Origin of the sequence: Chromobacterium sp. Panama, from assembly GCF_003052555.1 — a bacterium.
GTDB lineage: Bacteria > Pseudomonadota > Gammaproteobacteria > Burkholderiales > Chromobacteriaceae > Chromobacterium.
In genome coordinates this window covers 4,229,413-4,254,419 of the sequence record NZ_QARX01000001.1, presented here as the reverse complement: position 1 = coordinate 4,254,419, position 25,007 = coordinate 4,229,413, and the positions used below count along the sequence as shown (strand labels likewise).

Here is a 25,007-nt window from a genome sequence, read left to right as displayed (position 1 = left end):
TCAGAATGCCATTGCGGCCGGGGCGTGCGCGGCGGCCGGGGCGGCGGGCCACAGGCTGGCCAGCGCGGTTTCAAAACGGCGGACGATGTCCTCCGCGTCGTCGGCGCTGATGATCAGCGGCGGCAGCAGCCGCATCACCGCGCCGTGGCGGCCGCCGCTCTCCAGGATCAGGCCGTGTTCCAGACAGGCGCGTTTCAGCGCCTTGGCCAGCAGGCCGTTGGCCGGCGGGTGGCCCAGCGCGTCCGGCGCGCCGTTGGGGTCTATCAGTTCCACGCCCAGCATCAGGCCGCGGCCGCGCACCTCGCCGATGCAGGAGAAGCGCGTTTGCAGCGCCTGCAAGCGCCGGCGCAGCAGCTGGCCCACTTCCCGCACCTGCTCCAGCACGCCGGGCCGGCGCAGGTATTCCAGCGTGGCCGCGCCGCTGACCAGGGCGATCTGGTTGCCGCGGAAGGTGCCGGCGTGAGCGCCGGGCGCCCAGCGGTCGTATTTCCGGTGGTAGGCCACCAGGGCCAGCGGGTAGCCGCCGCCCACCGCCTTGGACAGGATGACGGCGTCCGGCACGATGCCGGCCCATTCATGGGCGAACATGTCGCCGCTGCGGCCGAAGCCGGTCTGCACCTCGTCCATTACCAGCGGCACGTCGTGGCGCGCGGTGATCTCGCGCAGGCCGCGCAGCCATTCCGCGCTGGCCGGAATGCAGCCGCCTTCGCCCTGGATGGGTTCCACCAGCAGCATGGCCGGCTTGCCTACGCCGCTTTCCGGGTCGGACAGCAGGTTTTCCAGATAGGCCAGCGACAGACGTTCGGTGTCGGCGGCGTCGGCGCCGAAGGGGCTGCGGTAGGCGTAGGGAAACGGCAGGAACTGGATTTCCGCCGGGTAGCCGCTGACCGCCTGTTTCGGCCCCAGATTGCCCATCATGCCCAGCGCGCCCATGGTCATGCCGTGGTAGGCGCCCTGGAAGGCCAGCACCGGGCGACGGCCGGTGGCGGTCTTGAACAATTTGAGCGCGGCTTCCACCGCGTCGGAGCCGGACGGGCCGCAGAACTGCACTTTGGCGTGTTCGGCGAAGGCGGCCGGCAGGGCCTGGTACAGCTGTTCCACGAAGGCGAGCTTGGCCGGGGTGGCGATGTCCAGCGCCTGCTGCAGCTGGCCGGATTGCAGAAAATCGGCCACCCGCTGTTGGACGAAGGGGTGGTTGTGGCCCAGCGGCAGCGCGCCGGCGCAGGCCAGGCAGTCCAGGTATTCGCGGCCCTCGCTGTCGTAGACTCGGGCCAGTTCGCCGCGGCTGATTACGCGGTCTATGCCGCGCGCGTAGGTGCGGGCGTTGGATTCGCGCTCGGCCAGTTGCAGGCGGCGGGGTTCAAAGGCGTCCATCGTTTGCTCCCTGTCAGTTCAGCAAGGCCGCGGCGCGCGGCTCGGCGTGGTCCTGCGCGTCGGTGCGCTGACCCAGTTCCTTGATCCAGCGCCGGTATTCGATGCCCAAGCGGTCGCTGCGCACATGCATTTCCTGCTGGAGGTCCAGCGGCAGCCGCGCCGGGCGCTGCGATTCCACGATCAGCCGGTCCTGCTCGAACACCATGTCCTGGCGATAGAGGATTTTTTCCTCGCTCAAGTCGGCGCCGAAGTTGATGGCGACGATCAGCCAGATCACGCACTCGGCCTCGTCTACCGGGGTGGCGTTGAGGAAGGTGCAGAAGCGCTCGGTGTCGCCGGTCTTCTTGACGAAGTAGGCGGTGGTGGGGTTGAACACCGAGTAGGTGTAGCGCGCGGTGACCGGGATGCCGCGGTGGTCGCCGTAGGGCTGGAACACCGAGATTTCCGAGGTGCGCAGCCCGTGTTCGTCCTTGAACACCTGGTAGTCCGGCAAGGGCTCCGGCGCGTCCGGGTCGCCGTTGAGATTGGCGTGGACGAAGGGGAAGTGCGAGGCGTCGAGGAAGTTTTCCACCGAGCGCAAGGCGTTGCCCATATAGCGATAGGGGCCGGCGAAGACCTTGCGGAAGCTGTCGTCCTCCCATTCCGGGAACACCGGCAGCGGGCGCTGCGGCGCGTCCAGGCTGGCCCAGATCAGGCCGTAGCGTTCGGCCGCGTGGTGGCGGAAGATCAGCCGCGCCGACGAGGGCGTGGCCTGGTCCGGGTGGGCGGGCACCCGCGTGCACTGGCCGCCGGCGTCAAAGCGCCAGCCGTGGTACGGACATTCGATCTCGCCCTTTTTGACGCAGCCCAGCGACAGCTTGGCGCCGCGGTGGCCGCAATAATCTTTCCAGGCGTGGATCTGGCCGGCGCCGTCGCGCCACAGCACCAGTTCCTCGCCCAGCAGCCGCACCGCCTTGGGGCGTTCTGCGCTGACTTCGTCGGCGCGCGCCACCACGTGCCATTGGTTCTTCAAGGCCTGGTAGTCCAGACCGGCGCGGTCCCATTTGCCTGCGTACAGCATGCTTGCCTCCTTTCCGGTCCGGTTCACGCGCGGTCGCGGCAAGCGCCGTCGAACTGCCAGCCCGGACGCGCCCAGCCGTCCGGCGTGTAGTCGGCCATGCAGTCGTCCACCAGCGCGCGGCATTGCTCCAGCACGCCGCTGCTCTCGCAGTGGCGCAGCATGTCCAGCCGCACCTGCTCGTTGTTGCCGGCGTAGTTGTGCTCGTACAGTTCGTGGCGTCCGCCGAACTCGCTGCCCAGCGCGTCCCACAGCAGCTTGATCAGCTTGAGCCGGTCCACCGCCTCTTGATCGGTGCCCTGGAAGTAGCAGCCGATCAGGTCCTTGAGTTCCGGATTGGCCAGGTCCAGCCAGCTGGACACCTGCATGATGGGCGAGCCGCCGAGTATGGTGTTGAACACCGGTTTGAGCTGGGACATCATCTGGGTGCCGAAATAGCGCACCGTGGCGGCGGCTTCCAGCCGCGGCACCACCGAGCCGTCGCGGCGCGGTTCCGGGTTGTGGCACAGCGATTCGGTCAGCGACCACATCAGATTGCGCAGCGCCACGATGTCGGCCAGCCGGGCGCGCACGCCGCGGAAGCCGTCGCTGCCGTTGGATTCCAGCACCTTGGCCAGCAGGCCGCAGATGAAATCCATCTTCACCGCCAGTCGGGTGCCGGATTGCAGCGGATAGCGGTTGAGGAAGCCGGAGGCGGAATAGAAGCTGCGCGCGCGCTCGATGTCGCGGTAGATCAGCACGTTTTCCCAGGGCACGAACACGCCGTCGAAGATCAGCACCGAGTCGTTTTCGTCGAAGCGGCTGGACAGCGGGTTGTCGAAGGGACTGAGCGCCGCGGCCTCGTAAGAGCGGCGGCAGATGATCTTGAGATTGGGCGCGTTCATCGGCAGGATGAAGCACAGCGCGAAGTCCTCCTCGCCGCCGGCCTGGTATTGGGCGGCGCTGTTCTGGGCGACGAAGGTGGCGTTGGAGATGGCCGCGCTGGTGGCCACCATCTTGGCGCCGCGCACGATGATGCCGGCGTCGGTTTCCCTCTCCACGTGCAGGTAAAGATCGCGCATCTCCGAGGCGGCGCGGGCGCGGCCCGCAGGCGGGTTCACCAGCACGTGGTTGAGGAACAGCACTTTGCGCGCGCTCTGGCGATACCAGTTCAGCGCGTTGTCGTGGAAGGGCGCGTACAGATGGGGGTCGGATTTCAGCGTGGCGGTGAAGCCGGCCTTGTAGTCCGGGGTGCGGCCCATGAAGCCGTAAGTCAGCCGCGACCAGTGGGCGATGGCGTCGCGGGCCTTGAGCAAGTCCTCACAGGAGCGGCTGGGCATGAAATAGCGGTGGGTGCGATAGCCTTCCGGATCGATGTCGGTCATCAGCTCCTGGCTGTCCGGATGGTGCAGCGCCTCGTACAGCCGCGACATCGAGTAAGCGCTGTTGCGGAAAGCCGGGTGCCGGCTGACGTCCGCCACCTTCTGGCCGTAGATGTAAACTTCGCGGCCATCGTTGAGACTGGCCAGGTACTCCTCCGGCGTCATCATTTCGTTCAATGCAGCATGATTCACTTGGCACTCCTCATCGTCATTTAAGAGCAGCAAACACATTCCCGGACTGCGGGCGACACGACGCCCTCCCGTCAGGGATGAGAGAATCGACGCCATGGGCGCGGCCGCGCGTGGTTGCGGCCGGCGGATGGCTACGGCGGGTATTGAGTAGTGGGGCCGCTCAGTGGCTGAAGTAACGGCCCAGCAGGACGATGCCGGAAAACAGGACGACGGTATTGATCACCCGGATGAATTGTTCGCGGGTCAGCCGCAGGGTGATGTGTCGGCCGGCGAACACCCCGCACAACATGGCCGGCGCCAGGATCAGCGCCAGCAGCAGCAGGGAGGCGTCCATATAAACGCCGGCCAGCGCGAACAGCACCACCCGGGTCAGGGTGCTCAGGCCGATCAGCGTGGTCTGGGTGATGCGCAGATGTTCTTTCTGCTCGATGCGGCCGGACAGATAAATGGCGTAGATGAAGCCGCCGCTGCCGAACAGCGCGCTGAACACGCCGCCCACCAGGCCGAAGGGCACCGCCGCGCGGGGCTGGAATTGCCGCTTGGGGCTGAGGCCGCTGAGCGAATACAGCGAGTAGGCCACCACGAACACGCCCAAGGCCAGCAGCAGCGCGTCAGGCCGGGTTTTCAGCAGGATGGCGGCGCCGATCAGGCTGCCGGCCACCATCAGCGGGATCAGCCGCTTCAGTTCGCCCAGGTCCGCCTGGCTGCCGTCGCGCAGGATGTTGCTGAAGGCGGCGAACATATCCATCAGCGCCAGCAGCGGCACGATCTTGGCCACCGGGATGAAAATGGCCAGCACCGGGCTGGCGACCAGGGCGGTGCCGAAACCGGCCACGCCGAAAATCACGTAAGCAATGGTGACCGCCGCAAAGATGGCGCTCAGGTCCTGCCATGGCAAATCCAGCAACATAGGGGTTCTCCTGGCCTGCCGGCCACGCTTGGAATACTTTCCCGGGCGTTGGCCTGACGGCTCCTGCTATTTCTCCGACGGCTATTTTGTATGGGATCAGCCGTTCTCAAGTGTTTGCATCCTACTGATTTGTCATGATGTATGTCAAATGGGAAAGTTTGTCCTTGTAGTATTTGAATTGCATTTAATGATTAATATATTTGTAGAAAAAGTTTTACGCGCGACTACCGCGCCGGCCGGCGAGCCGGGCTCGCCGCGGCGGGACGAGTCCGCTATCATCCGCGGCAGATTGAAGGCGAGGAAGCCATATGAGCGATGAACTGCACATCACCGATCTGGTGGAGGGCACGGGCAAGGAAGTGGTCAAGGGCGCCTTGATCACCACGCAGTACACCGGCTGGCTGGAGGACGGCACCGAGTTCGATTCGTCCTACGCGAAGGGACGGCCGTTCCAGTGCGTGATCGGCACCGGCCGCGTGATCAAGGGCTGGGATCAGGGCTTGATGGGCATGAAGGCGGGCGGCAAGCGCCGGCTGTACGTGCCGGCGCATCTGGCCTACGGCGAGCGCCAGATCGGCGCTCGCATCCAGCCCAATTCCAATCTCTTGTTCGAGATCGAGCTGCTGGAAGTGCTGACCCGCGACGATTGAGGCGGCGCGGCGGACAACAGACCGGCGCTGGGACCGGGTGTTGTTCGCCATTGCTCTTTAAGAGTCTGTTTTCAACGCCGTATCGCCGACGCGCAGCAGATCGTAAACAGCTTCTTAGTCCAGCAGCTTCCAGGCAATGCTCTCGCCGGCGCGCAGCGGCACCAGCGCGTCGCCGTCGTAGGCCAGCGTGTCCGGCACGGTCCACGCCTGCTTGGCCAGGGTCACGCGCTCCTCGTTGACCGGCAGGCGGTAGAAGGCCGGGCCGTTGAGGCTGGCGAAGGCTTCCAGCTGGTCCAGCGCGCCGGCTGCCTCGAAGGCCTCCGCGTACAGCTCGATGGCGGCGTTGGCGGTGTACATGCCGGCGCAGCCGCAGCTGCTCTCCTTGGCGTGGCGCGCGTGCGGCGCGCTGTCGGTGCCGAGGAAGAACTTGGCGGAGCCGCTGGTGGCGGCCTTGAGCAGCGCCTGGCGGTGCAGCTCGCGCTTGAGCACCGGCAGGCAGTAATGATGCGGGCGGATGCCGCCGACGAACAGCGCGTTGCGGTTCATCAGCAGGTGGTGGGCGGTGATGGTGGCGGCGACGTTGTCCGGCGCGGCGGCCACGTATTCGGCGGCGTCGCGGGTGGTGATGTGCTCGAACACCACGCGCAGCGCGGGCAGCTTGGCCAGCAGCGGTTGGAACACTTGCTCGATGAACACCGCTTCGCGGTCGAACACGTCGATGGCCGGATCGGTGACTTCGCCGTGCACCAGCAGCGGCAGCCCGGTCTCGGCCATGGCCTCCAGCGCCGGCATGGCCTTGTTGACGTCGGACACGCCGAAATCGGAATTGGTGGTGGCGCCGGCCGGGTAGAGCTTGACCGCGTGGACGAAACCGCTGGCCTTGGCCTTGCGGATTTCCGCCGGCGAGGTGTTGTCGGTCAGGTAGAGCGTCATCAGCGGCTCGAAGCGGCTGCCGGCCGGGCGCGCGGCCAGGATGCGCTCTCGGTAGGCGGCGGCGGCGTCCACGGTGGTCACCGGCGGCTTGAGATTGGGCATGATGATGGCGCGGCCCATCTGGCGACAGGTGTCGGGCAATACGGCGGCCAGCGCCGCGCCGTCGCGCACGTGCAGATGCCAGTCATCGGGGCGGATCAGGGTCAGGGTTTGCGTCATGGTCTTGCCTGCGGGTAGCGGTGAAAAAGGCGGCGGCCAAAAATAACCTGTTTACAAGCTGCTGCGCGTTGGCGATACGGCGTTGAAAGTCTCTTCAGAATGCTCATGTACGCTATGTGCATTCCGCTTCTTCAGCCGCTTTCGCCTGGTCTCGCCTTTGCTGGCGAGCGGGTAAACAGGTTCCGAGCCATCGAAATTATTTCCGTTTCAGCACCATGCGGAATTTGCCTTCCGCCGTGGTGTCCGAGGTCAACAGCGCATTGCCGGTCTGACGGCAGAAGGCTTCGAAGTCCTTGGGCGCGCCGGGATCGGTGGCGATCACCTCCAGCACTGCGCCGCTGTCCATTTCCGCCAGCGCCTTCTTGGCGCGCAGGATGGGCAGCGGGCAGTTGAGGCCGGAGAGGTCTATGGTCTTGTCGAAATTCATGGTCCGGCTTCCTCAGCCTTATCAGTTACAATGGAGGGAAGCCCGGCCGCTTGGAACCCGTTCAAGGCCGCATCGCCGACGCGAGGCGGACATCGAGCGGAATACAGGCCTGGTCGGAACTGTCCGCGGCTGCTCCCTAAACCCTAAGTTTACGCGAGTCGCCAAGCCATCCTCAAATCGGTCTTCATCATGTGCGTGATCGCTTTTGCCTACAAGACCCCCGGACTGGGCCAGCTGGTGTTGCTGGCCAACCGGGACGAATACTATGCGCGTCCGACCGAACCGCTGGATTGGTGGCCGCAATATCAGAATACGCTGGGCGGCCGCGACGCCGAGTCCGGCGGCGGCTGGCTGATGGTGGACGGCCGCGGCCGCATCGCCGCGGTGACCAATATCCGCGACGGCCATCCGGTCAAGGCGGAGCGCTCGCGCGGCGAACTGGTGGAGCGCTTCGTCGCCGGCGACGAGGACCCGTTCGCCTTCGCGGACTGGCTGCGCGCCGAGCAAGGCCGCTATGCGCCGTTTAACCTGCTGTTCGGCTATACCTCGGACCTGTTTCATTTCCACAGCCGCGGCGGCCAGATCGCCCGGGTGACGCCGGGCATTCACACCTTGTCCAACGCCACGCTGGACACGCCGTGGTTCAAGAGCGAGCGGCTGGCGGAGTATTTGCGCGAGTTTCAGCGCGTGCCCACCGAGGATCAGGCTTTCATCGCCCTGTCCGACGGCACGCCGGCGCCGCCGGGACAGTTGCCGAACACCCGCATCGGTTCCGCGCTGGAGCGGGTGCTGTCGCCCATCTTCATCAAGGGCCGCGACTACGGCACCCGCGCGTCCATGCTGCTGACGGTGTCGGCGCGCGGCGATATGCAGTTTTCGGAATTGAGTTGGGGCCTGGCCGGCAGGGAAACCGGCCGCCGCCGTTTCACTTTGCGTCCGGGCCAGCCAAGCGCGGCCCCGGCGCGTTGACGAGGAGTAGTGATTTGAAGACCTTTGCCGCCATCATCGTGCTGGCCCTCTGCGCCGCGCAGCCGGCGCTGGCCGACAACAAGATCAAGAAGAATATAGATTTTGCGCCGGAGGTGCCGTGGCAGGAGGGCGATTACCAGTTGCCGCCGTATCCGGCGCAGCCGGACTGGATCGCGGTCAGCACCGACAATCTGCAGGTCAACCAGTATTTCGTCGACGCCAAGACCCTGAGCGCGGGCGAGGACGGCGTGGTGCGCATGATCGTGCGGGTGAAGAGCCCGGCCGGCGGCGAGAATCTGAGTTTCGAGGGCCTGCTGTGCAATGAGGGCAGCTACCGCGCTTACGCTTTTGGCAACAGCATCGATAAAAACTGGATCCGCTCCAACAAGGCGGTGTGGCGCAAGATAGAGCGCGACGACAAGCTGCGCCGTTCGCTGCGCGATCTGGCCTGCCCGGACAAGCGCGCGCCGCGCGACGCCGAGGAGGCGCTCAAGCGTTTGCGTCAGGGCTGAGGCTGCTGAAAATACAAAGGCCCGCGCCGGAGTCCGGCGCGGGCCTTGTTGCGTCAGGCGCGCAGCGCGCGCCGTTTTTCCCGCCAGGCTGCGTGGCGTTGCGCCAGCGCGTCGAAATACAGATAGAGCACCGGGGTGATGTAGAGCGTGACCACCTGGGAGAACACCAGGCCGCCCACCACCGCCAGGCCCAAGGGCTGGCGCAACTCGGCGCCGGCGCCCAGGCCCAGCGCGATGGGCAGCGCGCCCATCAGCGCCGCCAGCGTGGTCATCATGATGGGCCGGAAGCGCAGCAGACAGGCGGCGTGGATGGCCTGTTCCGGCGACATGCCCTGTTTGCGCTGAGCCTCCAGCGCGAAATCGATCATCATGATGGCGTTTTTCTTGACGATGCCGATCAGCATCAGGATGCCGATGCTGGCGATCACGGTCAGTTCCTGGCCGAACAGCATCAGCGTGCCCAGCGCGCCGATGGCGGCGGAGGGCAGGCCGGACAGAATCGTCAGCGGGTGGATGTAGCTTTCGTACAGCACCCCCAGCAGTACGTAGATCACCGCCACCGCGATGCCCAGCAACAGGATCTGGCTGCCCTGGGTTTCCTCGAAGGCGGCGGCGTCGCCGCTATAGCTGGTGGCGATGGAGGGCGGCAGCGAGATGCGGTCCTTGAGCTGGCGCAGGTGTTGATCGGCCTGGCTCAGCGGGATGCCGGGCGCCAGGTTGAAGGACAGCGTCACCGCCTGCAACTGGCCCTGGTGGTTGACCGAGATCGGGCCGACGGTGCGCTCCACCGAGGCGATGCTGGACAGCGGCACCAGCTGGCCGTCGGCGGCGCGCACGCGCAGCCGCGAGAAGTCGAACTCGTTGACCTTGAACGGGTCGTCCGCCTGCAGGATGACCTGATAGTTGTCGCTGGCGGTGTAGATGGTGGAAATCTGCCGTTCGCCGAAGGCGCTGTACAGCGCGCTGCGTATGCTCTGGATGTCCACGCCCAGCAGATTGGCCTTGTCGCGGTCTATGTTCAGCTTGGCTTGCAGGCCCTTGAGCTGGGAGTCGCTGGTGACGTCGCGGAAGATGGGATCGGCCTGCATCTGCTGCAAGAGCTTGTCGGACCAGGTGTTCAGGCTTTCTGCCTGAATGCCTTGCAAGGTGTACTGGTAGCGGCTCTTGCTCTGGCGTCCGCCCAGGCGCAGGTTCTGCGTCGGGTTCAGATAGACGCTGAGCCCCGGCACCGCGCGCAGGTCGCGACGCAGGCTTTCCATGGTCGGGTCCAGCTTGGCGCGCTCGCCGCGCGGTTTGAGCTGGATGAACATGCGGCCGGTATTGCCGCCGGACAGCGAGGAGGTGGCGAAGGCGACGTTGGGATTGGCCTGGGTGATGGCCGCGGCGCGTTGCTGCAGCTTGAGCATGGCCTCGTAGGAGATGTCCTGCGCCGCCTCGGTGCTGGCCATGATCTGGCCGGTGTCCTCGGTGGGGAAGAAGCCCTTGGGAATGCCGTTGAACATCAGCGCGGTCAGGACGAAGGTGGACAGCGCGCCGGCCAGGGTCAGGCGGCGATGCTTGAGCGCCAGGTCCAGCGTGCGGCGATAGCCGGCCAGCACCGCGTCGAAGCCGCCTTCCAGCGCGGCGGCCAGCCGGCCGCGCCGGGCCTGGTGTCCGATCGAGTCGGCGCTGAGAAAGCGCGAGGACAGCAGCGGGATCAGGGTCAGCGACACCGCCGCCGACACCAGTACCGCCAGCGACACCACCACGGCGAACTCATGGAACAGCAGGCCGATCACGCCCTGCATGAAGAAGATGGGAATGAAGATGGCCACCAGCGACAAGGAGATCGACACGATGGTGAAGGCGATCTCGCGCGAGCCCCTCAGCGCCGCCTCCATCGGCGACAGCCCTTCCTCGATGTAGCGGACGATGTTTTCCAGCATCACGATGGCGTCGTCCACCACCAGGCCCACCGCCAGCGTGATGCCCAGCAGCGAGATATTGTCCAGGCTGTAGCCCAGCCAGTACATCAGACCTATGGTGCCGATCAGCGAGATCGGCAGCGACAGCGCCGGGATCACCGTGGCCGCCATGCGCTGCAGGAACATGAAGATCACCATGATCACCAGCGCGATGGTGAGCAGCAGGGTCAGCTTGACGTCGTGGATGGCTTCGCGGATGGACTGCGAGCGGTCGTTCAGCAGGTTCAGCCGCACCGAGCCGGGCAACTGCGCCTGCAATTGCGGCAGTTCCTTGCGGATGGCGTCCACCACCGCCACGGTGTTGGCGTCGCTCTGCCGCATCACCGCCAGCACGATGGAGCGCTCGCCGTTGACCCAGCTGCCGCTTTTGAGGTTTTCCACGCTGTCTTCCACCGCGGCCACGTCGGACAGCCTCACCGGCAGGCCGTTGCGGCTGGCGATGACCAGATTGGCGAACTGGGCGGCGTTTTGCAGCTGGCGGTTGGCTTCCACCGTCATCAGCTGCGATTTGCCCTCCAGCGTGCCCACCGGGGTGTTGACGTTGGCGGCGCGGATGCTGGCGGCCACGTCGTCCAGCGTCAGATTGCGCGAGGCCAGCTTGCCCGGATCGGCCTTGATCCGCACCGCGTAGCGCTTCTGGCCGAAGATGTTGACCTGGGCCACGCCCTTGAGGGTGGAGATATTGGGCGATATCCAGTTTTCGGCGTAGTCGTTGAGGTCGGACAGCGACATCGCCGGCGAATTGAGCGCCAGCAGCAGCACCGGCGAATCCGCCGGGTTGACCTTGCGGTAGGACGGCGTCGAGGTCATTTCCGTCGGCAGAGAACGCTGCGCGCGCAGCAGCGCCGCCTGCACGTCCACCGCCGCCAGATCGATATTGCGGTCGTTGTCGAACTCCAGCGTGATCGAGGTGCTGCCCAGGGTGCTGGACGAACTGATCACCGCGATGCCGGGAATGGTGGAAAACTGCTTTTCCAGCGGCGCGGCCACCGAGGAGGCCATGCTGTCCGGGCTGGCGCCGGGCAGGCTGGCGGAAACGTTGATGGTGGGGGTGTCGAAGCTGGGCAGCGCGGCGATGGGCAGTTTCTGATAGGCGATCAGGCCGGCCACCACCAGGGATAGGCACAGCAGCACCGTCATCACCGGACGGCGGATGCAGAGCTCGGAGATTTGCATCACTGGCCTCCGCTGGCCTGGCCGGCCTTGGCCGCGCGCACCTTGTCGCCGGGGCGCAGGTTGAGGCCGCCGTTGGACACCACGGCCTCGCCTACGCTCAGCCCTTTGACGACGGCTTTTTCCTTATGGATGGCCAGCAGTTCCACCGGCACACGCTTGACGCTGCCGTCGGCCTGCACCGCGTAGCTGAATTTGCCTTCCGGCCCGGTCAGCAGCGCCGCCACCGGAATGGTGGTGGCCTGCCGGTAGCGGCCGGCGTTAAGCGAGACGGTGACGAATTGGCCCGGCCACAGCTTGCCGTCCGGATTGGAAAACTCGGCTTTCAGCGTCAGCGTGCCGTTGGCGCTGTCCACCGCGCTGTCGATGAAGACCAGTTTGCCGTCCACGCTGTCGCCGCTGTCCGGCAGCGTGGCGCGCACCAGCAGCTTGCCGGCGGCCTCGGCGGCGCGCACCGCGCCCAGTTCGCGCTCGGGCAGGGTGAAGGTGGCGTTGATCGGATGGATGCGGGTGATGGTCAGCATCGCCGCGGCCATGCCCGGCTGTACCAGGGTGCCCGGATAGACGCCGATCACGCCGATGCGTCCGCCGATGGAGGCTCGCAGCGTTTTGTAGTCCAGCGCCACGCGGGCCGCCTCCACCTGGGCGCGGTCCGCGGCCACGGTGGCGCTGAGCGCGTCGGCCTTGGACTGGTTGGCGTCCACCACGCTTTGCGAGACGAAGTTTTTCGCCAGCAGGTCGCGGCTGCGCGCCAGGTCGCGTTCGGCGTTTTTCAGCTGGGCCTGGTCGCTGAGCGTCTGCGCCTGAGCCTTTTTCAGCTGCGCGGTTTCCGCCGCCGCGTCCAGCGTGAACAGCAATTGGCCCGGGCTTACGCTCTGGCCTTCCTTGACGTGGACCTTGGCCACCACGCCGGACACTTGCGGCTTGACCTCCACCTTTTCAATGGCGGTGACATTGCCGGTGGCGCTCAGTTCTATCGGCAGATCCTCCGCCGCCACTTTGGCGATGCCAACGGCAATCGGCGGGCGCGCCGCGGTTTTGGACGCGGCGGCGCTCGTCCTGGAGCCATACCAGCCGGCCAGGCCGGCCGCAGCCAGAGCAAGCGCGGCAGCGCTTGCAACGACTCGTTTCTTCATCTTTTCTTCTCGCTCTTGGGGCGGGCGCCTAGCCCGCCGTGTGGATGCCAGGCGTCGTCCCATCGATACCTGCTGGCGCATGCCGGCGTCGCCGCTTGCCGCGGACATCCATCCGGCGGCGGGCCGCGTTTCCAGGGCGTCCCTCCGCCGCTGGTCGCGCGGCCCGGAAAACCGGGCCGGATTCTGTCCGCATATTGGAATGATAGGGCCGAATAAGGCTTGCGGATCAGGAAGATGCGTTGGCGGCGCGGCCTGGGCTCATGAGCGTGGGGCCGGGGGGCGGGGCTGGCGCGCGGCATGCGTCGGATCGAGCTTACTCAAGCCCTTCCGTTTTCGCCAAGCGCAAAAGCGTTAATGATTTTGGGAAAAGCCGGCAAATTAAAAATAAGCTTTTTGTAATATTTGAACGGGGTAATTGTATAGGCTTATTTTCAATGTCATGAGCAATGCGTATGAGAGGCATTAATTTTTAGAATGAGAAACGAAATAATGGTGGAAAAACAATGTGAAATCAGCAAGCTGTGACAGCTAATGCGGGCAAGGATAGTCAATTTGCGACAAAAACGTTAAATCGCCCGCCGTCGCGCCGTGCTTAGCACTTGAAGTATTCAAAATCCTCAGCGCATAATGGCCGCCAACCACTCTGGATACAATCGAGTGAAGATTCTGATCGCCCCGCGATAGTCGACGGGAGCGGCAATACTTAGGAGAGTAGGCGAGATGGCTGATAAAAAATCGCTACAGACAATCACGGCCGCCGTGGCGCTGGCCCTGACTTCCGGCGCGGCCCTGGCCGCCATTGTGCCGCCGGGCACCAAGCTGGCCGCCAAGCAGGAACTGGTGCGCTCCAACGGCTCCGAACCGGAATCGCTGGATCCCATGGTGGTGGAGGGCGTGCCCGCCAACATCATCACCCACGACTTGTTCGAAGGCCTGACCGCCACCGACAACGAAGGCAGGCTGCAGCCCGGCGTGGCCGAGTCCTGGAAACAGACCGCGCCCACCACCTGGGTGTTCAAGCTGCGCAAGAACGCCAAATGGTCCGACGGCAGCGGCGTCACCGCCGACGACTTCGTCTACGGCATCCGCCGCCTGGTGGATCCCAAGCTGGCCGCTCCCTACGCCGGCACCTTCGGCATCTTCTTCCTGAACGGCGAGGCCATCGTGGCTGGCAAGAAGCCGGTGACCGCCATCGGCGTCAAGGCGCTGGACAAATACACCGTGCAAGTGGACACCGCCTTCCCGGTGTCCTACCTGCCGGAACTGATGTCCAACGCCCAGCTGGGCCCGGCGCCCAAGGCGGTGATCGACAAGTTCGGCAAGGACTGGGTCAAGCCGGGCAAGATGGTCAGCAACGGCCCCTTCGTGCTGAAAGACTGGCAAGTCAACAGCAAGGTGGTGATCGAGAAGAACGCGCAGTACTGGAACGCCAAGAGCGTGCAGCTGACCCGCGTCAGCTTCCTGCCCATCGAAGATCAGAACGCCGACCAGAAGCTGTACCAGTCTGGTCAGACCGACATGACTTACGAGATCCCGCCGGGTAGCTTCGACAAGCTCAAGAGCGCCATGCCCAAGGATCTGAAAACCTCCACCATCCTGGGCCTGCGCTATTACAGCCTGAACAACAAGGATCCGCTGCTGAAGGACGTGCGCGTGCGCAAGGCGCTGTCCATGGTGGTGGACCGCGACCTGATGGCCAAGAAAATCACCGGCGACGGCCAGCTGCCGTCCTATAGCGTGATGGTCAAAGGCGTGCACGGCGGCCTGCCGACCAGCTACGACTGGGCGCAATGGCCGATGGCCAAGCGCGTGGACGAGGCCAAGAAGCTGCTGGCCCAGGCCGGCGTCAAGCCGGGCACCACGCTCAAGCTGTCCTACAACACCAGCGACTACCACAAGAAGATGGCCATCTTCGTGGCCTCCGAGTGGAAGAGCAAGCTGGGCTTCAACACCTCCATGGAAAACATGGAGTTCAAGGTCTTCCTGAAGAAACGCCACGACGGCGACTACCAGGTGGCGCGCAACGGCTGGCTGGCCGACTATAACGACGCCACCACCTTCCTGGCGCTGGTCCAGTGCGGCAATACCCAGAACGACAACTTCAACTGCAACAAGAAAGCGGAAGAGTTGATCAAGCAGGGCAATGAAAGCACCGATCAAGCCAAGCGCACCCAATTGCTGACTCAGGCCACCAAGCTGGCGATGGACGACTACCCGATGATCCCGGTGCTGCAGTACACGCTGCCGCGCCTGGTGAAACCGTATGTGGGCGGCTACTCGCTGAAGAACCCGGTGGATCGCTACCGCAGCAAGGAACTCTACATCATCCAGCATTGATCGCCGGCCTCGCGCCGACGCCTGAACGCCTCCCGTCCCGCAGGGGACCGGAGGCGCGCGGGCGGACGCGCGTTCGGCCCTGATCTGGAAACGGGGGCAACCCCGGTGTGTTGAGCGGGCGGCCGTCGCTGACGGCGCCGCCCGCCCGTGACTGTCGGTGTCAATCGCCGTTGGTCCGTCCGCAGCCCGCGCATCGCGCCGGCGCGGCGGGCGCGGCGAGTCGGAGTAATTTGCAATGTGGTCCTACATCTTACGACGCGTGCTGTTGACGATCCCCACCGTGTTGGCCGTCATCACCGTCTGTTATCTGCTGCTGCACATGACCCCTGGCGGCCCCTTTGACGGGGAGCGCAAAGTTTCCGAGGCGGTATTGGCCAATCTGCAGGCCAAATACCATCTCGACCTGCCCCTGTGGCAGCAATACCTGTATTACCTGAAGAGCCTGCTGCAAGGCGATCTGGGCGCCTCCTTCCGTTATTCGGACTGGAGCGTCAACGATCTGGTGGCCAAGGCGCTGCCGGTGTCGGCGGCGATAGGCGGCAGCGCCATCCTGATTTCGCTGGTGATAGGCGTGGTGCTGGGCATTGTCGCCGCGCTGCGTCAGAACAGCGCGGTGGATTACCTGGTGATGCTGATCAGCAATATGGGCAGCGCTTTCCCGTCCTTCATCATCGGCCCGGTGCTGGTGCTGATCTTCGCCGTCACCCTGCAATGGCTGCCGTCCGGCGGCTGGAACGATTTCGATCCGCGCTTCATGATCCTGCCGGTGGCGCTGCTGACCTTCATCAACGTGGCCACCATAGGCCGGGTGATGCGCGGCAGCCTGATCGAGGTGCTGGGCAGCAACTTCATCCGCACCGCGCGCGCCAAGGGCCTGCCGATGCGCACCATCATCGTCCGCCACGCCTTGAAGCCGGCCTTGATGCCGGTGGTGACGCTGCTGGGGCCGCTGACCATCTCCTCCATCACCTCCGCCGTGGTCACCGAGTCCATCTTCTCCCTGCCCGGCCTGGGCAAGCTCATTGTCAACGGCGCGGCCAACCGCGACTACACGCTGGTGCTGGGCCTGGTGGTGCTGGTGACGGTGATTGCCGTGCTGCTCAATCTGCTGGTCGACCTGGCTTACGCCTTCCTCGATCCCAAGATTCGCTATTGACGCGCGTGACCGCGAAGGATTTCCCATGTTGAGAAGCAAACAGAAGCAAGCGGCGATCGCGCTGGAGACCCGTCTGGACGACGCCGCCGTAGAAGGACGCAGCCCGTGGCGCGACGCCCGCATCCGCTTTTTCCGCAACCGCGCGGCCGTGGTCAGCCTGATCATCCTGTCGCTGATCGTGCTGGCCTGTATTTTCGGGCCGATGTTCCTGCCCCATACCTATGACGACACCGACTGGGACGCCATCAGCCTGGCGCCCACCTGGCAGGGCATGCACTGGTTCGGCACCGACGACCTGGGCCGCGACCTGCTGGTGCGCACCCTGATCGGCGGCCGCATCTCGCTGATGGTGGGCGCGCTGGCCACCGTCGCCGCGGTGATCATCGGCGTGCTCTGGGGGGCCAGCGCCGGCTTCCTCGGCGGCAAGATAGACAATTTGATGATGCGCATCGTGGACATGATGTACGCGGTGCCCTATCTGCTGATCGCCATCCTGATGGTGACCCTGCTGGGCCGCGAGTTCTATCTGGTGGTGCTGACCATCACCATCCTGGGCTGGATGGACATGGCGCGCGTGGTGCGCGGCCAGACGCTGTCGATCAAGTCCAAGGAGTATGTGGAGGCCGCGCGCGCCATCGGCGTGTCCACCGCCACCATCATCGCCCGCCACATCGTGCCCAATCTGCTGGGCATCGTGGTGATCTACACTACGGTAACGGTGCCGGGCGTGATTCTGACCGAATCCGTGTTGTCCTTCCTGGGCCTGGGCGTGCAAGAGCCGATGACCAGCTGGGGGGTGTTGATCGGCGACGGCACCAAGACCATGGAAACCCAGCCCTGGCAGCTGTTGTTCCCCGCCGGCATGTTGTCGCTGACCTTGTACTGCGCCAACTATATCGGCGATGGCCTGCGCGACGCGCTGGACCCGAAAGATCGATGAGCCCGAGGTAGAACCACTATGAGCATTTTGAAAGTCAGCAATCTCGGGGTCCAGTTCCAGACCAACGACGGCATGGTCAACGCCGTCAACGGCGTCAGCTTCGAACTGGACAAGGGGCAGACCCTGGGCATCGTCGGCGAGTCCGGCTCCGGCAAGAGTCAGACCGTGTTGTCCATCATGGGCCTGCTGGCCCGCAACGGCTCCACCAGCGGCGAAGTGCTGTTCCACGGCAAAGACCTGCTGAAGATGGGCGCGCCGGAACTGAACGCCATCCGCGGCGACCGCGTGTCCATGATCTTCCAGGACCCGATGACCTCGCTGAACCCCTACCTGACGGTGGAGCGGCAGATGACCGAGGTGCTGGAGCTGCACAAGGGCATGAGCCGGCGCGCGGCCAAGAAGCGCGCGATCGAGCTGTTGGAAGCGGTGCGCATTCCGGAAGCGGCGCGCCGCGTGGACATGTATCCGCATGAATTCTCCGGCGGCATGCGCCAGCGCGTGATGATTGCGATGGCGCTGCTGTGCGAGCCGGAGGTCTTGATCGCCGACGAACCCACCACCGCGCTGGACGTGACGGTGCAGGCGCAGATCCTGACCCTGTTGAAAGACCTGCAGCGGGACTTCGGCACCTCCATCATCATGATCACCCACGACTTGGGCGTGGTGGCCGGCCTGTGCGAAAAAGTGATGGTGATGTACGGCGGCCGGGTGATGGAATACGGCGACGCCGACAGCATCTTCTACCACCCCAGCCATCCTTACACCATCGGCCTGCTGGGCGCGCTGCCGCGGCTTGACCACGACGGCAGCGAGCTGGTCAGCATTCCCGGCAATCCGCCCAATATGGCGCACATGCCCAAGGGCTGCCCGTTCTCCGAACGTTGCCAGCACAGCACCGAGCGCTGCGCCGACGAACTGCCGCTGCTGCAGGCCAGCAGCCACAATCCGCAGGTGATCCGCGCCTGTCACAAGCCGGCCGTCGAGCTGGCGCAAGCAGCCCAGGAGGTGGCCCATGTCTGAACAAGCCAAACAGGCCATTCTTTCGGTGCGCGACGTCAAAGTGCACTTCCAGGTCAAGGGCAACGACAGTTGGCCGTGGAGCCCCAAGAAAACCCTGAAAGCGGTGGACGGCGTCAGCTTTGACCTCTACGCCGGGGAAACCCTGGGCGTGGTGGGCGAATCCGGCTGCGGCAAGTCCACGCTCAGCCGGGCCATCCTGAATCTGATTCCCGCCACCGACGGCGAAATCGTCTGGATGGGCAAGGATTTGCGCAAGGGCAGCGACAAGGACTGGCTGGCGGTGCGCAAGGACATCCAGATGATCTTCCAGGATCCGCTGGCCTCGCTCAATCCGCGGATGACGGTGGCCCACATCATCGGCGAGCCGCTGCGCGTGCACAAGCCGGAGCTGGGTCCGGAGGAAGTGATGCGCCGGGTCAAGGCGATGATGGCCAAGGTGGGTCTGCGCGAGCAGATGATCAACCGCTATCCGCACGAGTTCTCTGGCGGCCAGTGCCAGCGCATCGGCATTGCCCGCGCGCTGATCCTGGAGCCCAAGCTCATCATCTGCGACGAGCCGGTGTCGGCGCTGGACGTGTCCATCCAGGCGCAGATCATCAACCTGCTCAAGGAGTTGCAGCGTGAGATGGGGCTGGCGCTGATCTTCATTGCCCACGATCTGGCTGTGGTCAAGCACATCTCCGACCGCATCCTGGTGATGTATCTGGGCCGCGAAATGGAGCTGGCGGAAAAGTCCGCCTTGTACGACGCGCCTTCGCACCCGTACACCCGCGCCTTGCTGTCGGCGATTCCCATCCCGGACCCGAAGCTGGAAAAGAACAAGGTGATCCAGATCCTGCAAGGCGACCTGCCCAGCCCGATCAATCCGCCGTCCGGCTGCGTGTTTCGCACCCGTTGTCCGCAGGCGGAGACGCGCTGCGCTCAGCAGGCCACGCCGCTGCGCCGCGTCAGCGAGCAGAGTCAGTCTTCCTGCCTGCTGGCCTGAGCCGGACCCTGTCCCGCGCCAAACCGCCTCTAGGGGCGGTTTTTTCATGTCCGGGCCCGGCCTTCGCTATAGTGGCGGAGTGGCATCAAGCAAAAATCCAAACATGAAAACCACGCTCAAAATCGCCACCGGCCTGTTGGCCGCGCTGGCCTTGGGGTACTCGGCGTTGTTGTGGGCCGATTCCGACGCCTTGTGGAATATCGTCAGCCGGCAATGCCTGCCCAATCAGCAGGCGAGCGGCCAGCCGGCGCCCTGCGCCGCGGTGGAGCCGGGCAGCGGCGAGGCCGGCGGCTACGCGGTGCTGAAAGACCGCAACGGCTGGCTGCAATACCTGCTGATTCCCACCGCCCGCGTCAGCGGCATCGAAAGCCCGGAGCTGCTGAGCGAGCGCGCGCCGGATTACTGGGGGGCGGCCTGGCGCGCGCGCGGCTTTCTGGAGCAGCGCTACGGCCGGCCGATTCCGCGCGAACTGCTGTCGCTGACCGTCAATTCCCAGTACGGACGCACCCAGAATCAGTTGCACATCCACATCTCCTGCACCGACGCCACCGTGCGCCAGCAGCTGGAGGACCTGAAGGACAGCCTGAGCGAGGAGTGGCGCGAGTTGCCGGTGGAACTGCAGGGCCACGCCTATTGGGCGCGCGCGGTGGCGGCCAAGGCCGACGGCGGCCCGGAGGTGGACCCGTTCAAGGCGCTGGCGGCCGGACAGCCGGAAGCCGGCCTGGACATGGGCCGCTACGGCCTGGCGCTGGTGGCGACGCGGCTGGCCGACGGCCGCGACGGCTTCATTCTGCTGAGCAGCCGCGCCAGCCTGATCGGCGCCAACCGCGCCTCGGTCGAGGAATTGCAAGATCACGCGTGTCCGGCGCTGCGGGGCGCGTCCGCCAATGGTTCGGATGCGTTGCGTCGCCGCGACAACCATTCGCAGCCCGCTTCGCCGCCGGTCTAGAGCGGTTCCGGAAAAACCTTTGCGTTGGCAAGGGCTTGCCGGCGGTAAGGTCTGAGGGGGCGTGAATCGGCAATGGGTGGGAGTTATGCCAATCGCTTTTCAAGAGGAGGCAAAGCGGATAGCATCCGTCTGCTTTATTTGTAAATTGAATTTGTAAATTAAATGAGACTGACACAATGAAAAAATTCGCTCTGACCGTTCTGGCTGCTGCTTGCCTTTCCGCCCCGGTGCACGCTTTCGATCTGGGCTCCATGATCAGCGCCGGCTCCGACCTGGTGAAGTCCGCCACCCTCAGCGACGCCGACGTCAAAGCCATGGCCGCCGAATCCAGCGTGGTGATGGACAAGAAAAACAAGGTGGCTCCGGCCTCCAACGCCTATTCCAAGCGCCTGGCCAAGATGGTTAAGGGCCTGGACAGCGAAGACGGCACCAAGCTGAACTTCAAGGTTTATCTGACCAAGGAAGTCAACGCCTTCGCCATGGCCGACGGCACCGTACGCGTGTACAGCGGCCTGATGGACAAGATGAACGACGACGAAGTGCGCTTCGTCATCGGTCATGAAATCGGCCATGTGAAACTGGGCCACACCAAGAAAGCCATGCAACTGGCCTACGCCACTTCCGCGGCGCGCAAGGGCGCGGCCGGCAGCGGCAACAGCGTCGCCAGCAGCTTGTCCGAATCCGAGCTCGGCGGCTTCGCCGAAGCCGTGGTGAACGCGCAGTTCTCCCAGTCTCAGGAAAGCGACGCCGACGGCTACTCGGTGGGCTTCCTCAAGCGTCACAACTACAACGTTCAAGGCGGTCCGGCCGCGCTGCGCAAGCTGGCCGATCTGTACGGCAACGACAGCAGCCTGCTGTCCAGCCACCCGGCGCCGGGCGACCGCGCGGTGAAACTGGAAAAACAGATCCAGAGCATGTAAGCGGCATCCGCCCGCACATGAAAAAGCACCGCCTAGGCGGTGCTTTTTTCATGGCTGCGTCAGCCGCTGTTCAAAACGCGCCGCGCGTCGCGAGCCGTCGCACGGTGAGTGCGACTTGTTGCGTGTGCATCCTGCGCTTGCTCCGCCGCAGCGCCTGGTTTTGCCTTGGCTCGCCAGATCGCGAACGGCTTCTTTGAGCGTGTTAGCCGCATATGGCCGGTGAAAATGGCTAAAAAAGACATTTTTTCAGATTGGGGCTATTATTGCCTTATTGTCATTATTTTCCCGGTGGGGCTGCGATGATTACGGAATTGCCCAGCTTGGACGCCTTGCCGCGTCAAAACGCCTCTCAGGTCAAAAACAAATGGGGGGAGGTCGTGCGCTTGGTTCATCAACAGGGCAGCGTGGCTGTTACCAACCATTCGACCGTGGAGATGGTGTTGCTGGACGCCGCCACCTACCGGCGGCTGGAGGATGCCATTCAGGCGCTGAAGCAGCGCGAGCAAGCGGCGTTGGACGCGCTGAATCAGCGCTTCGATGCTCGGCTGGCCCAATTGCAACAAGCGGGCACGGCACAAAACGTCGATAGTCTGTTCAAGGCCCAGGGCAAGTTAGGCTCGCGGCCCAAGGCCGGCGACGCGTTTTGATCGCCGCCGCCGCGCGTCCCTTCATCCTAGTGCTTGCCGGCGTGAACGGCGCAGGCAAGAGCTCGGTGGGCGGCAGCCTGCTGGCCGAGCACGGCTTGTCCTGGTACAACCCGGACAGTTATGCGCGCGAACTGGTCAGACAACTGGGTTTGGACCCGGACAAGGCCAATGGGCAGGCGTGGGAATACGGCCGCTCCCGGCTGGAGGCCGCCATCCGCGAGGGCCGCAACTTTGCGTTCGAAACCACGCTGGGAGGCCGGACCATGGCGGACATGCTCGCCGCAGCGGCGGGCAGTCACAATGTCATGATGTTGTTTTGCGGCCTGGACTCGCCGGAACGACACATTGCGCGGGTAGGCTTGCGTGTCGCCCATGGGGGCCACGACATCCCGGAGCACAAGATTCACGAGCGCTGGGTCAGCTCGCGTCTTAATCTGATCCGCTTATTGCCGAGACTGGCCCGGCTGCAAGTATTCGACAATAGCGCTGAAGCGGCGCCGGGGCAGGAGATTCCGGACCCGGTGCTGGTGTTGGAAACCGTCAATGGCCGGATGGTGTCGCCAGGGGTGGACGATCTTGCCGCCTTGGCCGCCACTCCCGTCTGGGCCAGGCCCATAGTGCAAGCGGCCATCGAATTGTCATTGTCTTGAGCTCTCTGCCCGGGTTTACGCCGCGTTAGCCGCGCTTGACCTTGGGCGGCTTGGCCAGCTGCTTCAGCGCTTGCGCCACCGCCACCAGGCCGAAGCTGGCGGTCACCGTCATCGCCGCGCCGAAGCCGGCGCAGGACAGACCCTGCGGGCCGCGCGGCTCCGCGGCGTCGCAAGCCTGCTGCTCCGTGTCCGGATAGATCAGTTGTTCGGTGGAGAACACGCAGGGAACGTGCAGCTTCTTGCCGGCTTCGCGGCTGAACTGGTGGTGACGGCGCAGGTTGTAGCGCAGCTTGGACAGCAGCGGGTCGTAAGTGACCTCGCCCAGGTCCGCCACCCGGATCAGCGTGGGATCGGTCTGGCCGCCGGCGCCGCCGGACACGATGAAGGGCTGGCGGCGGCGCGCGCACCAGGCCGCCATCGCGGTCTTGATGCGCAGGCTGTCTATGCAGTCGATGATGAAGTCGTAGTCCCGGCCCAGCAGCTGTTCCAGATTGTCTTCGGTGACGAAGTCTTCGATCTCGATCACCTCGCAGGCCGGATTGATCGCGCGCACGCGTTCGGCCAGCGCGCTGACCTTGGCCATGCCGTAATTGGGGTCCAGCGCTGGCAACTGGCGGTTGGTGTTGGACTCGGCCACATTGTCCAGGTCTATCAGGGTCAGCTTGCCGACGGCGCTGCGCGCCAGCGCTTCCACCGCCCAGGAGCCGACGCCGCCGACGCCGACCACGCAAACGTGGGAGGCCTGAAAGCGGGCCAGCGCCTCCGGCCCGTAGAGACGGGCGATGCCGCCGAAGCGGCGTTCCAGATCTGCGTTGTGGGTGTCCATGGCTGCAATCGTCAACAATCAAATCGGCGAAGGATACTGCAAGCCCCGCTTGCTGACCAGTGCGGCGGCCGTGGGCGCGAGGCTTGCCCGCGGTCAAAAAAACTACAGTTAAGTGGCTGATTGCTGGGAACCTTTCGCCGGCGGAGCTATCCTTCTCTTCAGGTCTGTCATGAAGGGCTTCCTGCTCTTCCTCTGGCTGGCCGGCCTTTGTCACAGCAAGGGAGATTCCCATGAAGCAGCAAAGATTCGATATTGATCTGGACAAGCATTACAACGCCACCGTCGTGGTCGCCTGCGAGGAATGCGGCCATGAAATCCGCCATCATCTCAAGTCCCTGCATCCCGACAGCGTGTTGCGCTGCCATTGCGGCGCCCATATGGCCATGAGCCCGCTGACCGTTCAACAGGCCGAGCGCCGCGTAAGCGAGATCAAGCAATCTTATCGAATCCATTAAGCCACTGCTGACAATCTGAGAGTATCCCCGCCGGCCGTTTCGGGCCGGACTCGCCGGGCATAACCCGGCCTCCCGCAGCAGCGACACGGCGACCGCAAGGTCGCCGTTTGTATTGGCCGGCAGGCTAAGCGGCCTATGATCCGCCTGTGGACAACTGCGCGTCGTAGTCGCGGAAACCGTCCTCCACCGCCGGCAGGATATCGACGAATTCGAAATAGGGCTCGGTGAGGAGCGGGCTGTCGCGCAGCGCGTCGATCAGATAATAGAAATCCTTGATCGATTCGGTTTCGAACAGCGCGATATCGCTGCAACGGGCGGTGAAGGCCTCGGCGTCGAACCAGCGCATGCGCACCGCCGGATAGCGCGCGTAGATCGGCTTCAGGGTTTCCGCTTCGAACCGGCGGCGTTCCGGCCGGCTCAGGCGCAGCCAGTTGGGGTGGACGCGCAGCAGCGCGAAGAAGGCGTAGCTTTGGCTCATGGTTCCGCTTTCATTGAGGATGGGCGACGCTTTCAATGTATCCGCCCTTGTCAGCGGGTAAAACTCGTGTTTTGCTAAGCGTTTGCCGCCGTCTTTTTGCTGTCGGCCCCATGACCGCGGCGCAAGCCTTCCTCCCTTACGGACCGCCGCATGCCCATGATTCCGCAAGCCCGCAAACAGCCCAGCCAAGCTCGCTCCCGCCATGTGGTGGCCGCCATTCTGGAGGCGGCGGCTCGCATTCTGGAGCGCGACGGCTACGCCGGGCTGAGCACCAACAAGGCGGCGGAGCTGGCCGGCGTCGGCATCGGCTCCTTGTACCAGTACTTCCCCAATAAGCAGGCGCTGGTGGCGGCCTTGCACCGCCGCCACGGCGAGGAAACCCTGGCCACGGTGCGGGAGGCCTTGCGGCTGAGCGCCGGCCTGCCGTGGCCGGCGCAGCTGGAGAGCCTGGTGTCCGCCTGCCTGCGTCTACATCTGGCCGCGCCCGGGCTGCACCGGGTGCTGGAGCGGGAGTGGCCGCAGTTCGACCCGCCGCCGGCGGACAATCCCTTGGACGCGGCGCTGCTGGACTGCGTGGCCGAGTGGCTGGCCGCTCGCGGCCTGCCCGCCGAGCGCGCGCCGCGCCTGCTGCGGATGGCGGACAGCCTGATTCACGGCCTGGCGCTGGAAGACGCGCCGGACGAGGCGGAACTGACGCGCTGCGTGGCGGCGGCCTTGGCCGCCTATCTGACCTTGCCGCGGCAAGACCCCGAGATTTCCCCTTAAGA

The 25,007-nt window shown here is 64.7% G+C and carries 24 protein-coding genes; 14 read left to right on the top strand and 10 right to left on the bottom strand.

Going from position 1 to position 25,007, the window contains the following annotated elements; genetic code table 11:
* The 4 genes from DB032_RS19230 to DB032_RS19215 form a co-directional block, all read right to left on the bottom strand.
* A complete protein-coding gene (locus tag DB032_RS19230; RefSeq protein ID WP_107800880.1) occupies positions 1-1,374 on the bottom strand; it encodes a diaminobutyrate--2-oxoglutarate transaminase family protein in 1,374 nt (457 codons plus the stop codon).
* Positions 1,375-1,387: 13 nt separating this feature from the next.
* Positions 1,388-2,434, bottom strand: coding sequence for an aromatic ring-hydroxylating dioxygenase subunit alpha (locus tag DB032_RS19225; RefSeq protein ID WP_107800879.1), 1,047 nt, complete (start codon positions 2,432-2,434; stop codon positions 1,388-1,390).
* A gap of 23 nt (positions 2,435-2,457) precedes the next feature.
* Positions 2,458-3,984 (bottom strand): 4-hydroxyphenylacetate 3-hydroxylase family protein, encoded by a 1,527-nt coding sequence (locus DB032_RS19220; RefSeq protein WP_199225936.1) that lies wholly within the window; start codon positions 3,982-3,984, stop codon positions 2,458-2,460.
* 160 nt (positions 3,985-4,144) lie between these two features.
* Positions 4,145-4,894, bottom strand: coding sequence for a sulfite exporter TauE/SafE family protein (locus DB032_RS19215; protein ID WP_107800877.1), 750 nt, complete (start codon positions 4,892-4,894; stop codon positions 4,145-4,147).
* Between the two features lie 308 nt (positions 4,895-5,202).
* On the opposite strand from DB032_RS19215, the gene DB032_RS19210 reads away from it, so the two are divergent.
* Positions 5,203-5,544: an FKBP-type peptidyl-prolyl cis-trans isomerase gene (locus DB032_RS19210; RefSeq protein WP_107800876.1), complete on the top strand. Its 342-nt coding sequence runs from the start codon at positions 5,203-5,205 to the stop codon at positions 5,542-5,544.
* A 114-nt stretch (positions 5,545-5,658) separates the two neighbouring features.
* Here the strand turns inward: DB032_RS19210 and pyrC are convergent, their stop codons facing one another.
* On the bottom strand, positions 5,659-6,696 hold the full coding sequence (gene pyrC, locus DB032_RS19205) for a dihydroorotase (protein WP_107800875.1): 1,038 nt from the start codon (positions 6,694-6,696) through the stop codon (positions 5,659-5,661).
* Positions 6,697-6,892: 196 nt separating this feature from the next.
* Entirely contained in the window at positions 6,893-7,123 is a 231-nt protein-coding gene (locus DB032_RS19200; protein ID WP_043589636.1) for a sulfurtransferase TusA family protein, read from the bottom strand.
* 189 nt (positions 7,124-7,312) lie between these two features.
* On the opposite strand from DB032_RS19200, the gene DB032_RS19195 reads away from it, so the two are divergent.
* A complete protein-coding gene (locus DB032_RS19195; protein WP_107800874.1) occupies positions 7,313-8,092 on the top strand; it encodes an NRDE family protein in 780 nt (259 codons plus the stop codon).
* Between the two features lie 14 nt (positions 8,093-8,106).
* Complete coding sequence (locus tag DB032_RS24230) at positions 8,107-8,604, top strand: CNP1-like family protein (protein WP_158274364.1); 498 nt, start codon at positions 8,107-8,109, stop codon at positions 8,602-8,604.
* A gap of 53 nt (positions 8,605-8,657) precedes the next feature.
* Here the strand turns inward: DB032_RS24230 and DB032_RS19185 are convergent, their stop codons facing one another.
* Both DB032_RS19185 and DB032_RS19180 read right to left on the bottom strand, forming a co-directional pair.
* The gene (locus tag DB032_RS19185) at positions 8,658-11,744 is read right to left on the bottom strand and encodes an efflux RND transporter permease subunit (protein WP_107800872.1); all 3,087 of its coding nucleotides are present in this window, start codon (positions 11,742-11,744) and stop codon (positions 8,658-8,660) included.
* Entirely contained in the window at positions 11,744-12,877 is a 1,134-nt protein-coding gene (locus tag DB032_RS19180) for an efflux RND transporter periplasmic adaptor subunit (RefSeq protein ID WP_158274363.1), read from the bottom strand. Before DB032_RS19180 ends, DB032_RS19185 begins: the two co-directional genes overlap by 1 nt.
* Positions 12,878-13,597: 720 nt before the next feature.
* Here DB032_RS19180 and DB032_RS19175 point away from each other — a divergent pair.
* The 9 genes from DB032_RS19175 (at position 13,598) to DB032_RS19135 (ending at position 22,481) form a co-directional block, all read left to right on the top strand.
* The gene (locus DB032_RS19175) at positions 13,598-15,214 is read left to right on the top strand and encodes a peptide ABC transporter substrate-binding protein (RefSeq protein ID WP_107800870.1); all 1,617 of its coding nucleotides are present in this window, start codon (positions 13,598-13,600) and stop codon (positions 15,212-15,214) included.
* Between the two features lie 235 nt (positions 15,215-15,449).
* A complete protein-coding gene (gene oppB, locus DB032_RS19170) occupies positions 15,450-16,370 on the top strand; it encodes an oligopeptide ABC transporter permease OppB (protein ID WP_107800869.1) in 921 nt (306 codons plus the stop codon).
* A gap of 25 nt (positions 16,371-16,395) precedes the next feature.
* The gene (locus tag DB032_RS19165) at positions 16,396-17,310 is read left to right on the top strand and encodes an ABC transporter permease subunit (protein ID WP_081575942.1); all 915 of its coding nucleotides are present in this window, start codon (positions 16,396-16,398) and stop codon (positions 17,308-17,310) included.
* A gap of 18 nt (positions 17,311-17,328) precedes the next feature.
* Complete coding sequence (locus tag DB032_RS19160) at positions 17,329-18,330, top strand: ABC transporter ATP-binding protein (protein ID WP_107800868.1); 1,002 nt, start codon at positions 17,329-17,331, stop codon at positions 18,328-18,330.
* Positions 18,323-19,315 carry a murein tripeptide/oligopeptide ABC transporter ATP binding protein OppF gene (oppF, locus tag DB032_RS19155; protein ID WP_107800867.1) on the top strand — a complete coding sequence of 331 codons (993 nt, stop codon included), beginning with the start codon at positions 18,323-18,325 and terminating at the stop codon, positions 19,313-19,315. The genes DB032_RS19160 and oppF overlap by 8 nt, the downstream gene beginning before the upstream one ends.
* Before the next feature lie 103 nt (positions 19,316-19,418).
* A complete protein-coding gene (locus DB032_RS19150) occupies positions 19,419-20,264 on the top strand; it encodes a CDP-diacylglycerol diphosphatase (RefSeq protein ID WP_107800866.1) in 846 nt (281 codons plus the stop codon).
* Between the two features lie 176 nt (positions 20,265-20,440).
* A complete protein-coding gene (locus DB032_RS19145) occupies positions 20,441-21,184 on the top strand; it encodes a M48 family metallopeptidase (RefSeq protein WP_107800865.1) in 744 nt (247 codons plus the stop codon).
* A gap of 320 nt (positions 21,185-21,504) precedes the next feature.
* Positions 21,505-21,831, top strand: a complete 327-nt coding sequence (locus DB032_RS19140) for a type II toxin-antitoxin system prevent-host-death family antitoxin (protein ID WP_199225935.1) — start codon at positions 21,505-21,507, stop codon at positions 21,829-21,831.
* A complete protein-coding gene (locus DB032_RS19135) occupies positions 21,828-22,481 on the top strand; it encodes a hypothetical protein (protein ID WP_199225934.1) in 654 nt (217 codons plus the stop codon). The genes DB032_RS19140 and DB032_RS19135 overlap by 4 nt, the downstream gene beginning before the upstream one ends.
* 25 nt (positions 22,482-22,506) lie before the next feature.
* Here the strand turns inward: DB032_RS19135 and tcdA are convergent, their stop codons facing one another.
* Complete coding sequence (tcdA, locus tag DB032_RS19130) at positions 22,507-23,307, bottom strand: tRNA cyclic N6-threonylcarbamoyladenosine(37) synthase TcdA (protein ID WP_107800863.1); 801 nt, start codon at positions 23,305-23,307, stop codon at positions 22,507-22,509.
* A gap of 230 nt (positions 23,308-23,537) precedes the next feature.
* On the opposite strand from tcdA, the gene DB032_RS19125 reads away from it, so the two are divergent.
* Entirely contained in the window at positions 23,538-23,762 is a 225-nt protein-coding gene (locus DB032_RS19125) for a hypothetical protein (protein WP_107800862.1), read from the top strand.
* Between the two features lie 133 nt (positions 23,763-23,895).
* Here the strand turns inward: DB032_RS19125 and DB032_RS19120 are convergent, their stop codons facing one another.
* Entirely contained in the window at positions 23,896-24,240 is a 345-nt protein-coding gene (locus tag DB032_RS19120) for a darcynin family protein (protein WP_107800861.1), read from the bottom strand.
* A 150-nt stretch (positions 24,241-24,390) separates the two neighbouring features.
* On the opposite strand from DB032_RS19120, the gene DB032_RS19115 reads away from it, so the two are divergent.
* On the top strand, positions 24,391-25,005 hold the full coding sequence (locus tag DB032_RS19115; protein ID WP_107800860.1) for a TetR/AcrR family transcriptional regulator: 615 nt from the start codon (positions 24,391-24,393) through the stop codon (positions 25,003-25,005).
* The last annotated feature ends 2 nt before the right edge of the window (positions 25,006-25,007 follow it).